We start from the raw sequence: 13,502 nt of genomic DNA on the forward strand, positions 1-13,502 counted from the left end.
CGGACAGCCGCCGCCAGATCGTTGCGGTATGCGGATGTTCGCTGCGGTTTCCGGACTGCGACGCCCCGCGCGTTGCCCAACAATGCCTTCACCGCTCCGTACGGACGCTGCCGGGATGCACGGACGCGCAGGGCGGCACAAAACACAGAGACGGCTTACGGCGACACGGGCCGGCACACAGACGGTGACAAGACAGGAGGAACCCCCATGCTTTGGACGCAGGCAAACGCGGCGCAGCGCCGCAAGATCCGCAACTGGCAGTACTACGCGCTTGGCATCGGCGTGCTCGGCGAGTTGTTTCTCGCCGGAGACTGGTATGGCTTCGCGGCGGTGATGACATTCGTGACCGAGGCGCTGCACCTGAGCCCGACGCAGGCGGGGTTCGTGCAGGGCGCCTTCGCCATCACGTACTGCCTCGGCATGCTGTTCTGGTCACCGTTTGCGCGGCGCTGGTCCGCGCGCCGGCTGTTCGCAATCGGGCTGCTAGGTACTGGGGCATTCATGCTGGCGCAGGCGGCAGCGAGCAGTTTCACCGAGCTCGTGGCGGCGCGGCTGCTGATCGGCTTTTTCGATGCCGCGGTCTGGGTCGGCACGATGAAGCTGATCGTCGCCTGGTTCCCCTCGGAGCGCCACGGCGCCACCATGGGCGTGCTGCTGGCCGCGTTCAGCCTGGCGATCACGCTCGATTTCGCCATCGGCATCCCCGTGGCCGCGGCGCTCGGGTGGCGCGTGTTCTTGCTCGCACTGGGTGTGCTGACGCTGGTGGTCGGCCTGCTCGGATTGTTGACGATCAAGGGCAGCCCGCGCGAGATCGGCTTCCCCGCATTCCGCTGGCAAGCCGGCCCGGACGTCGACCATCATGCGGCCAACGTGCCGCTGTCGCACATTTTCCGCTCGCGCTGGATCTACGTAGGCTGGCTTGCGATCTTCGGAGATACCTTCGCGCTGGCGGCCACCGCCACCTGGGTGGTGCCGGCGTTCATCCAGCAACAAGGCATGCCGGTGGCCAATGCCGCGCTGGTCGGCACGCTGATGGGGCTGTCGCAGGTGGCGTTCCTGCTGATCGGCGGCTGGCTGTCGGACCGCATGCCGCGCGTGGCCATGCTGAAGCTCGGCGCGCTGCTTTCGGTGGCTTCGGCGCTGAGCTTCGTGGCAGCGACGTACTACGCGATGCCGTGGGCGATGCTGCTGACGATCGCCGGCCTGAGCGGCGCGACCGTGCTGTCGGGCGGCGCCATTTTCAGTCTCGTGAGCGAGCGCTACGGAGAAGCGCTGGCGGCCACTGCGATCGGCTACGCGGAACTGGGCGGCATCGTCTCCACGTTCATCGCGCCCACGCTGATGGGCTTCGTGATCGACGTGACGCACTCGTTCACCGCGGCATTCATGGCCTTCCTGGCGGTCGAGGTGGCGGTCCTGCTCGCGTTGCTGATGCTCGCTGGCGAACGCCGCGCGGAACCGGCCGCCGTGGTGGCGCATTGATGCGCCCCAGTGCGGACCACACCCGTGGAGATCACGTCATGAGCACTTGCGAATCGCGAACTGACTGCGGCCGCCCGTTGAATTCAGAAGCGGAGGCCAATTACAACCTGCGCTTGCGGCATCCCGATGCGCTGGACCAGATGGCGGCCTGGCAACGCTACGCGGCGCAGGCGCGGGCTGGCCTCGCGCACCTGCCCGATCTCGCCTTTGGCGACGATCCGGACGAGCGCATGGACGTCTTTCCGGCCGCACAGGCCGGCGCGCCGGCGGTGATGTTCGTCCATGGCGGCTATTGGCAGGCCGGCGACAGGCGCGATGTGTCGTTCGTGGCGCCGGAACTCGTCAGGGCCGGCATCGCCGTTGCGGCCAACAACTATTCGCTGGCGCCGGGTGCCACGCTGGACCGCATGGTGGCGCAGACGGCCAAGGCCCTGCACTGGCTGCGCCGCAACGCGCCACGGTTCGGCATCGACCCGCACCGCCTGCACGTGATGGGCCACTCGGCAGGCGGCCATCTCGCTGCGATGATGCTGACCGCGCATGGCGTGAATCAAGGCGAGGATGGCGGGGAACTGCGCGGTGCCATTGCCATCAGCGGCCTGTTCGATCTCGGGCCACTGGTCGGGACGAGCATCAACCATGCGCTTGGCCTGGACGCCGCCACCGCGCGGCGCCTGAGTCCGGCACACCAGACGCGCGCGAGCGCCGCACCGCTCTACACGCTTGTGGGCGGCGATGAGACTGAAGGCTTTCACGCGCAGTCACGTCAGATCGCAGCGCACTGGCGGGATGTCCATGCCTTGCCGCCAGTCACCGGGCGGCATCACTACGATGTGCTGGATATTTTTCGCGACCCGGACAATCCATGGCTCGCGGCGGTGACGGAGGTGATTACGCGTTAGCCGTGCCGGCGTTCGCCAGCGCCGTCAGAGCTTCTGCTGCGCCGCGAGTGAGAGAATCTTCGCCCACCGCCGCGCATGCGTGCGCGTGGGCATCGGGATCTGCCAGAGCGGCCGGGCATTGTGCTCCAGCCGCAGGGCCAGCGCCCACGCGCCCTCATCCGAGACCGGCTCGGCGCCCGCGATGTCGGCGAAGATGAAGCGCGATTGCGCATCGCCCAGCGCTACCGTGCCGAGCTTGTGATCCGCATCGATGCGCAGGCTACCCCATGCGCCGTCGATCGACAGGATGCGCTTGCCCTGCCTTCGTACGCCATGGATAGCGCGCCAGCGCCGCACGCCATCGGCGACCAGTGCGGCCAGCAGCGCGATGGCGAGCCCGACGGCGCCAGCACCGGCAAGGGTGCCGGCCGCGTCGGCAACGGCATGGTAAAGACGGACCAGCCCGTAGATCAGGGCCCCGATCAGGGCAAGGCCAAGCAGGATAAAGGGCACGTACGGCTCCGGCGCGTGCCGGGCGCGCTGCCCGGCGGTCAAAGCCGCGATTCTACCGGCGCCCGGTGACAGGCGCCGGCTGGCACTACGAGAGGCGCCGGCCCAGCGTCTCCGGCACCATCCTCAACCCGATCAGCGACACCAGCCCGCAGCCGATCAGGTAGAACGCCGGCGCATTGGGGCTGCCCGTCATGTGGATCAGCACGGTCGAGAACAGCTGCGCAAAGCCGCCGAATACCGCGATGGCCACGTAGTAGGTCACCGCCATGCCGGTCGCGCGCAGGCGCTGGGGCAGCACCTCGCTGACCAGCACCAGCGTGGCGGGCGAGGTCATCGCCATCGGGATGGCCAGGCACCCGACCACCACCAGCAGGCAGGTCAGCGACGGGAAGGTGTTGATCAGCACGAAGGCCGGATAGGCCATCACCAGCAGCGCGATACGCGACCACCACACCATGGTGCGGCGCCCGACCCGGTCGCTCAGCCAGCCTGCGATGGGCCCGAAGATCACCATCATGCCTGCCGCGACAAAGCCGGCCCAGACCGCGTCGCCGCGCGGGATGTTGAGCTGGAACGAAGCGTAGTTGGGCAGGTAGTACGCAATCAGGTGCACGGCGGCGGCAAGGCCGGTCATCAGCAGCACGCTGGCCACGAGTTCGCGCCAGTGCGCGCGCATCAGCTGCCAGCCGCCTGCCGCGGCCTTTTTGCGGGCAGGCGCCTCCAGCGTTTCTTCCAGCCGGCGGCGGATGACCTGGCCAACGGGAATCACCAGGATGCCGATCATGAAGGCCACGCGCCAGCCCCAGTGTTCCAGCGCGTCCGGGCTCAGCGTATGGCTGAGCGCGAGCGCAACCAGCGCGGCGAACACCGCGGCAATGCCCTGGCTGGCGGTCTGCCAGCTGGTGTAGAAGCCGCGTGAACCTTCGTCCGCATACTCCATCAGCATGGCCGTGGCCGAGCCCATTTCTCCGCCGATCGCGAAGCCCTGCACCAGCCGCGCCACGATCATCAGGATCGGCGCCATGATGCCAAGCTGCGCATAAGGCGGCGTGACGACAAGGATCAGCGCGCTGAACGCCATCAGCCACATCGACAGCAGCACCGCGGGCTTGCGGCCATAGCGGTCGGCGTAGGCGCCGATCACCAGCCCGCCGAGCGGGCGCATCAGGTAGCCCGCGCCGAACGTGCCGAAGGACAGCAGCAACTGGCCCAGCGGATTGCCCACGGGAAAGTAGAGCGGAATGATCAGCGTGGCGAAGAAGTTGTACACGCCGGAGTCATACAGTTCCAGCGCACCGCCGATGGTGATGGCCGTGATGGCCGATGCCTTCGACATCGGCTTCTTCTGCTCCGCGTCCTGGCCGGATATCGGCGGGTGCGTGGGCGCCACCATGGTGGTCGGGTCGAGAGGCATTGCAAGTCTCCTGGGCGCGGCAGTCCGGTTAGCCATGTATGGCTGCCGCGTTGTTGACGTCTGAATCTGAGTGCGACGCCGCCTCAGGCGGCGCCTCCGCTATTCGGGCTTGAGTCCTGCGCGCCTGACGGCAAGCGGCCATACCTTCTGTTCCGCCTCGATGAGGCCGGCGAATGCCTGCGGCGTGCTGCCCACGGGCTCGAAACCCTGGCTGGTCAGCCGCTCGCGCACCGCTGGCTTGCCCACCGCACTGGTCAGCGCCTGGCTCAGCCTCGCGATGATTTGCGGCGGCGTGCCGGCGGGCGCGACCAGTCCGTACCATTCGGTGGTATCGATGCCCGGCACGCCGGCCTCGGCAAGCGTCGGCACATCGGGCAACTGCGGCAGCCGGTGCTTGCTCACCACCGCGAGCGCCTTGAGCTGTCCCGAGCGCAGCAGCGGTTCGGCCACCGGCAGGCCCGGGAACATCAGTTGCACATGGCCACCGACCACGTCGGCCAGCGCCGGCGGCGCGCCTTTGTAGGGCGCATGCACGATGTCCACGCCGGCCTGCCGCTTGAACGATTCGCCGATCAGGTGAAGCTGCGTGCCCGGCCCCGAAGACGCGTAGCTGTAGCGCCCGGGCTGGGCTTTGGCCTTCGCTACCAGATCCTTTACCGAACTGGCCACGGCCGGATTGACCACCATGACGTAGTTCAGGCTGACCAGCTGACCGATCGGCGCGAACTCGCGCGACAGGTCCACCGTGGGGCTGCCGGACAGGCTGCGGTTGATGATCATCGGGGTGGTCGCCACCAGCAGGGTGTATCCGTCCGGCGCCGCCTTTGCTGCCGCTGCTGCGCCGATATTGCCGGCCGCACCGGGGCGGTTATCCACCACCACGGGCTGCCCCAGGCTGACGGCGAGCTGCTCGGCTACCACGCGCGTGGCCATATCAACACTCCCGCCAGCGGGCCACGGCACGATGAGTTTCACGGGGTGATTCGGGTACGAACCCTGTGCCCAGGCTCCCGCCATCATCACGGCCAGCCCGATCGCGCCCAGCATCTTGTGCCTGCCTTGCGTCTGGGATTTCACAACCACTCTCCTTGACTGCTTGCTTTGCTGTTTGCGTTAGTGCGTCATTCCAGGCGGAAGCCGGTCTGCTTGATGGCCAGCGCCCATTTCTTCTGCTCGGCGGCCATGAAGGTCGCGAACTGGTCCGGCGAACCGCCGGCGGCCGGCTCATAGCCCTTGCTGGCCAGCTGCTGGCGCACGCCCGGCGCATTCAGCGCTTTTTCGATCTCCTTGCCCAGCAGCGCGACGATGTCCTTGGGCGTCCCCGCCGGCGCCACGAGTCCATACCACTCGCTCGCCTCGATGCCCGGGTAGCCGGCCTCCGCCATGGTCGGGATGTCGGGGAACAGCGGCAGGCGCTGCTTGCTTGCCACCGCGATGCCCTTGAGCTGGCCGCCCTTCACGAACGGCATCACCGCCGGCACGCCATGGAACATCATGTGGATGTGGCCGCCCACCATGTCGGTCAGGGCCTGCGGGCCACCCTTGTAGGGCGCGTGGACGATGTCGACGCGGGCCATCTCCTTGAAGACCTCGCTGACCACGTTCTGCTGCGTGCCGGGGCCGACCGATGCGTAGCTGAGCTTGCCGGGCTCTGCCTTGGCGCGGGCCACCAGGTCCTTGACCGATCCGGCCACCGACGGGTTGACGACCAGCATGTAGGGCGAGCTCGCCATCAGTCCCAGCGGCGCGAAGTCCTTGCCGAAGTCGAACGGCAGGTTCTTCTGCAGGCTGGCATTGATGGCCATCGGCGCACTGGCGACCAGCAGCGTGTAGCCGTCCGGCGCAGCCTTGGCGCCCATGCCGGCGCCGATATTGCCGGTGGCGCCGGGCCGGTTGTCGATCACGAACTGCTGGCCCAGGCTCGCCGTCATCTTCTCGGCCACGGTACGCGTGACGGTATCGACGCCGCCACCTGCCGGCCACGGCACGATGATGCGCACGGGGCGATTCGGGTAGCCGCCTTGCGCCAGGGCGCTGGTGGCACCCGCAACGAGGGCAATGGCGCCCAGGGCATGACCCATGCGGTGCAGTACGGATTTCATGGCTAGTCTCCTTGTTGTCTTCTGATGGTCCCCGCGTCTCAGGTCGCGGGGACTCGCTACACCAATCGTTTCAGCTTTTCGTCTTGCGTCGTTCGTCTTCAGGCTGCCACGGTGGGCCGGGTCGCTTCGCGCTGTACGTCGCCTTGCTTCCATTGCGATGTCAGCCGCTCCCAGCGCGTCCGCACGGCGGCGAGGTTGCGCGCCTTGATGTGGCCATAGCCGCGTATGTCCATCGGCAGCCGCGCGATCTCGAGCGCCAGCTCCAGGTTCTGCGCCGACAGCTTCGGCAGCAGCGCCTCGATGCCGCGGCGGTACTCGGCGATCAGCGCGCGTTCTTCCTTGCGCTCTTCGGTATAGCCGAACGGGTCGAATGCGGTGCCGCGCAGGCCCTTGAACCTGGCCAGCACGCCGAAGGCAGTGCGCATCCACGGGCCATACGTGCCCTTGACGAGTTCGCCCTTGTCGTTCTTCTTCGCGAACAGCGGCGGCGCAAGGTGGTGCACCAGGCGCACGTTGCCTTCGAACATCGACTCGATCTGCTTGCGGAACGCGGCGCCGGTGTGCAGGCGGGCCACCTCGTACTCGTCCTTGTAGGCCATCAGCTTGAACAGCGAGCGCGCCACCGCTTCGGTGAGGCGCGTGCCGCCCATGACCGATTCGGCGATCTTGACGCGGTCGACGAAGCTTTCGTACTGCGCGGCGTAGGCGCGGTTCTGGTAGCCGGTCAGGAACTCGACGTGGCGGGCGAGCAAGTCATCCAGCGACGGCTTGCGCACGAACTGGATCACCTGGGCATTGGCCGCGCGCACCGGCACGCGCGACATGTCATGCGCGCACATCCGGCCCCATTCGAACGCCGCCTTGTTGCTGTCGATCTGCACGCCGTTCAGTTCGATGGCACGCATGATCGCGTCATGCGACAGCGGCACGCGGCCCTTCTGCCATGCGTAGCCGAGCATCATCAGGTTCGCGTAGATCGACTGGCCCATCACCTGCTTGGCCACCTGCTCGGCGTCGAAGCTGCCGACCTGGCCCTGGCCCACGGCCTGCGCGATGCGGCCGACAGCTTCCTCGGTCTGCGGGTCCCAGTCCGGGTTCTTGACGAAGGCGGCGGTCGGGGTCACATGGCTGTTGAGCACGACATAGGTGCGCTGCGGCGACATGGCGGCAATGCTTGCCTTGCTGGCCGCGACCACCGTGTCACAGGCGATCACCAGGTCCGCCATGGCCATGTCGACGCGGCTCGCATGTAGCGCATCGGGGCTCGCGGCGATCTGGATGTGGCTCCAGGTGGAACCGCCCATCTGCGCCATGCCGGTGGCGTCCTGCGTGATCACGCCCTTGCCTTCCAGGTGCGCGGCCATGCCCAGCACGCCGCCGATGGTCACGATGCCGGTGCCGCCGATGCCGGCCACGACGATGCGGGCCGCCTCAGGCAGCGCGGGCAGCGGGATGTCGGTCGGCACGGAGTTGGTCTTGCCATTCGTCGACGGCTTCTTGAGTTTGCCGCCCTCGACCGTGACAAAGCTCGGGCAGAAGCCCTTGGTGCACGAGAAGTCCTTGTTGCAGGTGTCCTGGTTCACCTTGCGCTTGCGGCCGAACTCGGTTTCCACCGGTTGCACGGCCAGGCAGTTGCTTTCCACCGAGCAGTCGCCGCAGCCTTCGCATACCAGCTCGTTGATGACCACGCGCTTGTCCGGGTCGACCATGGTGCCGCGCTTGCGTTCGCGGCGCTTCTTGGTCGCGCAGGTCTGGTCGTAGATGATCGCCGTGACGCCACTCACTTCACGCAGTTCGCGCTGCACGGTATCGAGTTCGTCGCGGTGGCGCACGGTGACGCCCGCTGCCAGGTTGGCGACGCCCTTGTACTTTTCCGGCTCGTCCGTGACCACCACGATCTGGCGCGCGCCTTCGGCGTGCAGTTCGCGCGACATCGCGGGGACGTCGAGCTCGCCGCCGTCCACCGGCTGGCCGCCGGTCATGGCCACCGCGCTGTTGAACAGGATCTTGTAGGTCATGTTCACGCCGGCGTGGATCGACTGGCGCACCGCCAGCAGGCCCGAGTGGTTGTACGTGCCGTCGCCCAGGTTGGCGAACATGTGCTTGCGCTTGCTGAATTCCGACTGGCCCATCCAGTGCACGCCTTCACCGCCCATCTGCGACCACGACGTGGTCGAGCGGTCCATCCACACCACCATGCCGTGGCAGCCGATGCCGGCCGTCGCGACGGAGCCTTCCGGCACCTTGGTGCTGGTGTTGTGCGGGCAGCCCGGGCAGAACCATGGCAGGCGGTCGGTGCCGCGCGAATCGCCCTGTGCGGTGGCGCGTTCCTTGGCCTCGATTTCCTTCAGGCGAACGTCCATGCGAGCGGCCACGTCGGCGGGCACGCCCAGTGCCTTGAGACGCTGCGCGATGGCCTTGGCCACCAGCGCCGGCGACAGATCGGCCTTGGCGCGCAGCAGCCAGTCATCGGCCGGCCGCGCGTGGCTCCATTCGCCGCCCGCGCCTTCGGTGTGGTGGTACTTGCCGAACACGGCCGGGCGCGCCTGCTCGGGATAGTGGTACAGCTCGTCCTTGAGTTGCTGCTCGATGATGGGACGCTTTTCTTCGACCACCAGCACTTCGCGCAGGCCATGCGCGAACTCGCGCACGCTGAGCGATTCCAGCGGCCATACCACGCTGACCTTGTGGACGCGGATGCCGAGCGCGCGGCAGGTGGCGTCGTCAAGACCCAGGTCCAGCAGCGCCTGGCGCGTATCGCTGTAGGCCTTGCCGCTGGCGATGATGCCGAAGCGGTCGTTCGGGCCTTCCACCACGTTGCGGTTCAGTCGGTTGGCACGCACATAGGCGAGCGCCGCGGGCCACTTGAACTCCATCATGCGCGCCTCGGCGGCGAGCGGGTCGTCCGGCCAGCGGATGTGCAGGCCGCCCTCGGGCACGGCGAAGTCTTCCGGCAGCAGGATGCGCACGCGGTCCGAATCGGTGACGACCGACGAGCCGGACTCCACCACTTCCTGCACGGTCTTCATGCCGGACCACAGGCCGCTGAAGCGGCTCATGGCGAAGGCGTGCACGCCCAGGTCCAGGATGTCCTGCACGTTCGACGGGAAGAACACCGGCAGGCCGCAGGCCATGAAGGTGTGGTCGCTCTGGTGCGCGAGCGTGCTGCTCTTGGACACGTGGTCGTCGCCGGCAAGCGCGATCACGCCGCCCAGGCGCGACGTGCCGGCCAGGTTGGCGTGCTTCAGTGCATCGCCGCTGCGGTCGACGCCCGGGCCCTTGCCGTACCAGATGCCGAAGACGCCGTCGTACTTTTTGCTTTCCGCATCGAAGTCCAGTTGCTGCGATCCCCACACGGCCGTGACGCCGAGCTCTTCGTTGACGCCGGGCTTGAACACAACATGGTTGTCGGCGAGGTACTTCTTCGCCTGCCACATGGCCTGGTCATAGTTGCCGAGCGGCGAGCCGCGGTAGCCGGAAATAAAGGCCGCGGTGTTGTGGCCCGCCATGGCATCGCGCCGGCGTTGCAGCAGCGGCAGGCGCACCAGCGCCTGCACGCCGCTCATGTAGGCACGGCCGGATTCGAGCGCGTACTTGTCATCGATCGAGACGGCTTCCATGGCCTTCCGGGCCGCGTCGGGGAGAATTGGAGCGTTCATGGGGCGGATTCAGCCAGTGTGTTTGTGGGGTACGGACGGCCAGCGTCTGCCGGTAGCCCGGATATCTGCAATTTCTGTGTGGTGGAATCAGGCCGGAAGCGGGGCTGAAAGCGGGACGGGAAGCGGAATGCCCAGTTGCTGGCCCAGCGCGCCCAGTTCACGGACGATGGCATCGGGCAGCGTGATGCCGTGTGTGCGGCCTTCGCGTTCCAGCGTGTCGCCGCGGTGGCCGGGGAGCCTTGCATCCCCGCCGCCGGCGGCCAGGTAGTTGCCGGTCCACTGCGCCATGTAGTCGGCGAAGATGCCCTGGCCGGAGAACGCCTCGGGCTTGACCAGCCAGACGAAACCGCCCTGGCGGCCGACCGCGCCGCCGCTGCCGACATGGTTGCGCTCCGGCGACAGCGAATCGGCCGTGGCGGCCAGCGCCCCTGCCAGGCACTCGACCATCATGGCGATGCCGATGCCCTTGTGGCCGCCCGTTGGCAGCAGCGAGCCGGCCAGCGCGCGTTGCGCATCGGTGGTCGGCTGGCCGTCGGCGTCGAGCGCCCAGCCTTCGGGAATGGGTTTGCCCTCACGGGCGGCAAGCAGGATGTGGCCGCGCGCGGCGACGCTGCACGCCACATCGAACACGATCGGCGCCTGGCCCGGCAACGGGCAACCGAAGGCGATTGGGTTGTGGCCGATGGCAGGGCCGGAAAAGCCTTCCATGCCGAGCACCGGCGGCGTGCGCTGTCCGACCATGCAGAATGCGCCAGCTTCGGCTGCGAGCAATGCATGGATGCCGAGTGCGCCGAGGTGGCCGCACGACTGTACCGCGACGAGCACGGAGGCGCTCGATTTCAAGGCTTCCAGACCAAGCTGAACCGCATGCGGCCCCGCAACCTGGCCCATGGCGCCATCGGCGTCCAGCACGATGCCACCGGCGAAGGTGCGGTGCGACATCGCCGCGCGCGGATTGAAGTCACCGGCGCGCAGGCGGTCGACGTAGGACGGCACGCGCGTCATGCCATGCGTCTTGTAGCCGCGCAGCTCGCTGCGCACGAGTGCGGTGGCGGCCTCGACAGCATGCTCGGGCGCCACGCCGCAAGATTCGAATACGGCCGACGTCCATTGCTCCAGGGCCTGGACATTCCATCGGGTCGTCATGACGATTTCTCCCGCACGATCATCAGCCGCTCGGTGAACGGCGCGGCATAGACCGACTGGTAGTAGAGCGGCTGGTCGCGCAGCGTGTAGCCGCGCATTTCCATGATGAAGGCCGGCGCCTCGGGGTCGATGGCAAGCTGGCGCGCGACCGTTGCCGGCGGCTTTTCAAAGCGGATCCACTGGTCCACGCGCAGCGTCGGCAGAGACAGGCGCTGGCCGATCAGTTCGCGCAGGTTCTTCTCGAGCGCCTCGCGGTCCAGTCCGCCCAGTTGCGCGAAGTCTTCCTCGCGCAGCCAGAACTCGCTGTACAGGTCAAAGCGCCCGCCGACGTTGATCACGCGCTCGATGCGCACGTAGCCATCGCCTTCGAGGAAGTCCGCCCACGGGCCCTTCTTCTTGATGCGCTTGACCGAGCGCGCGTGGACGTAGGACGGCAGCTCGGTGCCCTCTTCGTCGCGGAAGCGCAGGTAGCGGACGTCCGCCGGTGCCACCCGTGTGCCGGACACGAAGGTGCCGCGCCCCTGTTCGCGCGTGATCAGTCCCGAGTGCGTCAGCCGGATCAGCGCTTTCTGAATGGTGCCGACGCTGACCCCGTGCATGGTGGCCAGCTCTGCCTCTGACGGCAGGCGGTCGCCCTCGCGCAGGTCGCCGGATTCGATGGAGCGGATGATCGCGTCGGAGACGCTGTTCAGTTTGGTCATGGTTGCTCAGAGGCTCAGTGCGAATCGACTGATCGCGGTCTCCCGGACATCGAGCACCTCGCTGGTCAGCTGCGTGCCCGATGCGATATCCATCGCATAGGCATACAGCTGCTCGCCAAGGTCGGAGATCTTCTCCCCGTGCTGCAGGACGCCGCTCACGTCGAAATCAATGTTGTCGGCCATGGTCTGCAGCGTATTGACGTTGCCGCACACCTTGACGGTCGGTGCCACCATGCTGCCGATCGGGTTGCCCACACCCGTGCCGAAGAACGTGAGCTGGCACCCGCCGGCGGCAAGCGCAGTCAGATTCTCCACTGCCGCGGCCGGTGCGTCCATGAAATGCAGGCCTGGCTTGCGCGGCGCCTCGCCGTAGCGCAACACGCCTACCAGCGGCGTGCTGCCGGCCTTGGCCATGGCGCCCAGCGCTTTTTCCTCGACGGTGGTCAGGCCGCCGCGCTTGTTGTCGGGCGAAGGCTGGTCTTCGCGCATGTCGACGCCGCGCGAGATCGCCAGGTTTTCCATATTGCGCACCGCGGTGACAAAGGCCTCGCGCACGCGGCCGTCAGCGGCGCGTTCGGCAAACAGGTGATCGGCGCCAATGAATTCCGAGGTCTCCGAGATGATCACGGTGCCGCCTTCGGCGATCACCATGTCCGCCATGCGGCCGATGACCGGATTGCAGCTCAGGCCCGAGGTGGTATCCGATCCGCCGCATTCCACGCCGATGACCAGCGACGACACCGGGCAGGGCACGCGGCGCGCACGCGAAGCGGCCAGCGACAGCCGGGCCGCCTTGCGCGTGCCTTCGGCAATGCAATCCACGGTGCCGTTGGGCTGGAGGTGGACGCGTTCGACCGGTTTGCCGGCAGCCTGGATGCGGCGCGCCACTTCTTCGGTGGACGAGGGCTCCAGGCCAACCAGCAGCACCGACGCGATATTGGGGTTGCGGCCCAGCCCGGCCAGTTGCTCGAAGGCGAAATCCAGGTCGGCGCCGAACTGCCCACGCACGAACAGCGTAGTGACCGGGATGCATCCGCCCACGGTGCGCGCAATGGTGCGCGTCACCGGGTTGCAGTTGTCCATGACCGAAACGACGGCGACCCAGTTGCGCACGCCGACCGCGCCGTTTTCGCGCGGATATCCGAGGAAGGTGGTTGCCATCTGTGTCAGCCCTTGTGCAGGTCGCCGCGCGCGCGCGCCGATTCGATGTTGTGAACGTGCATGTGTTCGCCGGCCTGGATCTTGTGGCTGGCGCGGCCGATGACCTGGCCGTACTTGACGATGTCGACGCCCGAAGGCGTGTCGGTGATGCAAATCTTGTGGCCGAAGGGCACGTCCTGCAGCAGGACCAGTTTTCCTGATCGCTCGCCTTCCAGGACGCACGCTTCTCCGGCATGGCCCGCGTCCAGCAGCGTGGCCACATTGTCGGTCGGGTTCAGTACGATGGCTCGGGGCATTGATCAACTCCTGTATAGGTGTTGAGATGCAATGTAGGGAATCTCGCGGGGCTTAGTCAAGGTTAATAACGCTCACCCCCGAGAAAACCACTACTCCTACATGAAAGTCCTATATAGAAGTTGTTGACATCGACATCGGGCGTGTCT

11 protein-coding genes are annotated in these 13,502 nt (G+C 67.1%); 2 read left to right on the forward strand and 9 right to left on the reverse strand.

Translation table 11 applies throughout. The features are described 5' to 3' along the window. The first annotated feature begins 207 nt into the window (after positions 1 to 207). Both KHO41_RS27040 and KHO41_RS27045 read left to right on the forward strand, forming a co-directional pair. Positions 208 to 1,482: an MFS transporter gene (locus tag KHO41_RS27040; RefSeq protein WP_211956319.1), complete on the forward strand. Its 1,275-nt coding sequence runs from the start codon at positions 208 to 210 to the stop codon at positions 1,480 to 1,482. Between the two features lie 38 nt (positions 1,483 to 1,520). After that, on the forward strand, positions 1,521 to 2,384 hold the full coding sequence (locus KHO41_RS27045; protein WP_211956320.1) for an alpha/beta hydrolase: 864 nt from the start codon (positions 1,521 to 1,523) through the stop codon (positions 2,382 to 2,384). A gap of 24 nt (positions 2,385 to 2,408) precedes the next feature. Here KHO41_RS27045 and KHO41_RS27050 read toward each other — a convergent pair whose 3' ends face one another. From KHO41_RS27050 to KHO41_RS27090, 9 genes are all read right to left on the reverse strand, one after another. After that, positions 2,409 to 2,876, reverse strand: a complete 468-nt coding sequence (locus KHO41_RS27050; RefSeq protein WP_211956321.1) for a hypothetical protein — start codon at positions 2,874 to 2,876, stop codon at positions 2,409 to 2,411. An 85-nt stretch (positions 2,877 to 2,961) separates the two neighbouring features. Next, the gene (locus KHO41_RS27055; RefSeq protein ID WP_211956322.1) at positions 2,962 to 4,290 is read right to left on the reverse strand and encodes an MFS transporter; all 1,329 of its coding nucleotides are present in this window, start codon (positions 4,288 to 4,290) and stop codon (positions 2,962 to 2,964) included. 99 nt (positions 4,291 to 4,389) lie between these two features. Continuing rightward, complete coding sequence (locus KHO41_RS27060) at positions 4,390 to 5,367, reverse strand: Bug family tripartite tricarboxylate transporter substrate binding protein (RefSeq protein ID WP_244874047.1); 978 nt, start codon at positions 5,365 to 5,367, stop codon at positions 4,390 to 4,392. A gap of 44 nt (positions 5,368 to 5,411) precedes the next feature. Next, on the reverse strand, positions 5,412 to 6,392 hold the full coding sequence (locus tag KHO41_RS27065; protein ID WP_211956323.1) for a tripartite tricarboxylate transporter substrate binding protein: 981 nt from the start codon (positions 6,390 to 6,392) through the stop codon (positions 5,412 to 5,414). A gap of 98 nt (positions 6,393 to 6,490) precedes the next feature. Then, complete coding sequence (locus KHO41_RS27070) at positions 6,491 to 10,051, reverse strand: indolepyruvate ferredoxin oxidoreductase family protein (protein WP_211956324.1); 3,561 nt, start codon at positions 10,049 to 10,051, stop codon at positions 6,491 to 6,493. 87 nt (positions 10,052 to 10,138) lie between these two features. Continuing rightward, positions 10,139 to 11,197, reverse strand: a complete 1,059-nt coding sequence (locus tag KHO41_RS27075) for an Ldh family oxidoreductase (RefSeq protein ID WP_211956325.1) — start codon at positions 11,195 to 11,197, stop codon at positions 10,139 to 10,141. After that, a complete protein-coding gene (locus KHO41_RS27080; protein ID WP_211956326.1) occupies positions 11,194 to 11,898 on the reverse strand; it encodes a GntR family transcriptional regulator in 705 nt (234 codons plus the stop codon). Before KHO41_RS27080 ends, KHO41_RS27075 begins: the two co-directional genes overlap by 4 nt. Positions 11,899 to 11,904: 6 nt before the next feature. After that, positions 11,905 to 13,059, reverse strand: a complete 1,155-nt coding sequence (locus tag KHO41_RS27085) for a UxaA family hydrolase (protein WP_011301408.1) — start codon at positions 13,057 to 13,059, stop codon at positions 11,905 to 11,907. Between the two features lie 5 nt (positions 13,060 to 13,064). Next, positions 13,065 to 13,355, reverse strand: coding sequence for a UxaA family hydrolase (locus KHO41_RS27090; protein WP_211956327.1), 291 nt, complete (start codon positions 13,353 to 13,355; stop codon positions 13,065 to 13,067). Positions 13,356 to 13,502 lie beyond the last annotated feature (147 nt).

Origin of the sequence: Cupriavidus numazuensis (genome assembly GCF_905397435.1) — a bacterium.
GTDB classification, from domain to species: domain Bacteria; phylum Pseudomonadota; class Gammaproteobacteria; order Burkholderiales; family Burkholderiaceae; genus Cupriavidus; species Cupriavidus numazuensis.

What these genes read in the sequence shown, in the direction of transcription:
- KHO41_RS27065 (WP_211956323.1), bottom strand. Translation starts at nt 6,392, where the DNA reads ATGAAATCCGTACTGCACCGCATGGGTCATGCCCTGGGCGCCATTGCC.
- KHO41_RS27045 (WP_211956320.1), top strand. Translation starts at nt 1,521, where the DNA reads ATGAGCACTTGCGAATCGCGAACTGACTGCGGCCGCCCGTTGAATTCA.
- KHO41_RS27070 (WP_211956324.1), bottom strand. Translation starts at nt 10,051, where the DNA reads ATGAACGCTCCAATTCTCCCCGACGCGGCCCGGAAGGCCATGGAAGCC.
- KHO41_RS27080 (WP_211956326.1), bottom strand. Translation starts at nt 11,898, where the DNA reads ATGACCAAACTGAACAGCGTCTCCGACGCGATCATCCGCTCCATCGAA.
- KHO41_RS27055 (WP_211956322.1), bottom strand. Translation starts at nt 4,290, where the DNA reads ATGCCTCTCGACCCGACCACCATGGTGGCGCCCACGCACCCGCCGATA.
- KHO41_RS27040 (WP_211956319.1), top strand. Translation starts at nt 208, where the DNA reads ATGCTTTGGACGCAGGCAAACGCGGCGCAGCGCCGCAAGATCCGCAAC.
- KHO41_RS27085 (WP_011301408.1), bottom strand. Translation starts at nt 13,059, where the DNA reads ATGGCAACCACCTTCCTCGGATATCCGCGCGAAAACGGCGCGGTCGGC.
- KHO41_RS27090 (WP_211956327.1), bottom strand. Translation starts at nt 13,355, where the DNA reads ATGCCCCGAGCCATCGTACTGAACCCGACCGACAATGTGGCCACGCTG.
- KHO41_RS27075 (WP_211956325.1), bottom strand. Translation starts at nt 11,197, where the DNA reads ATGACGACCCGATGGAATGTCCAGGCCCTGGAGCAATGGACGTCGGCC.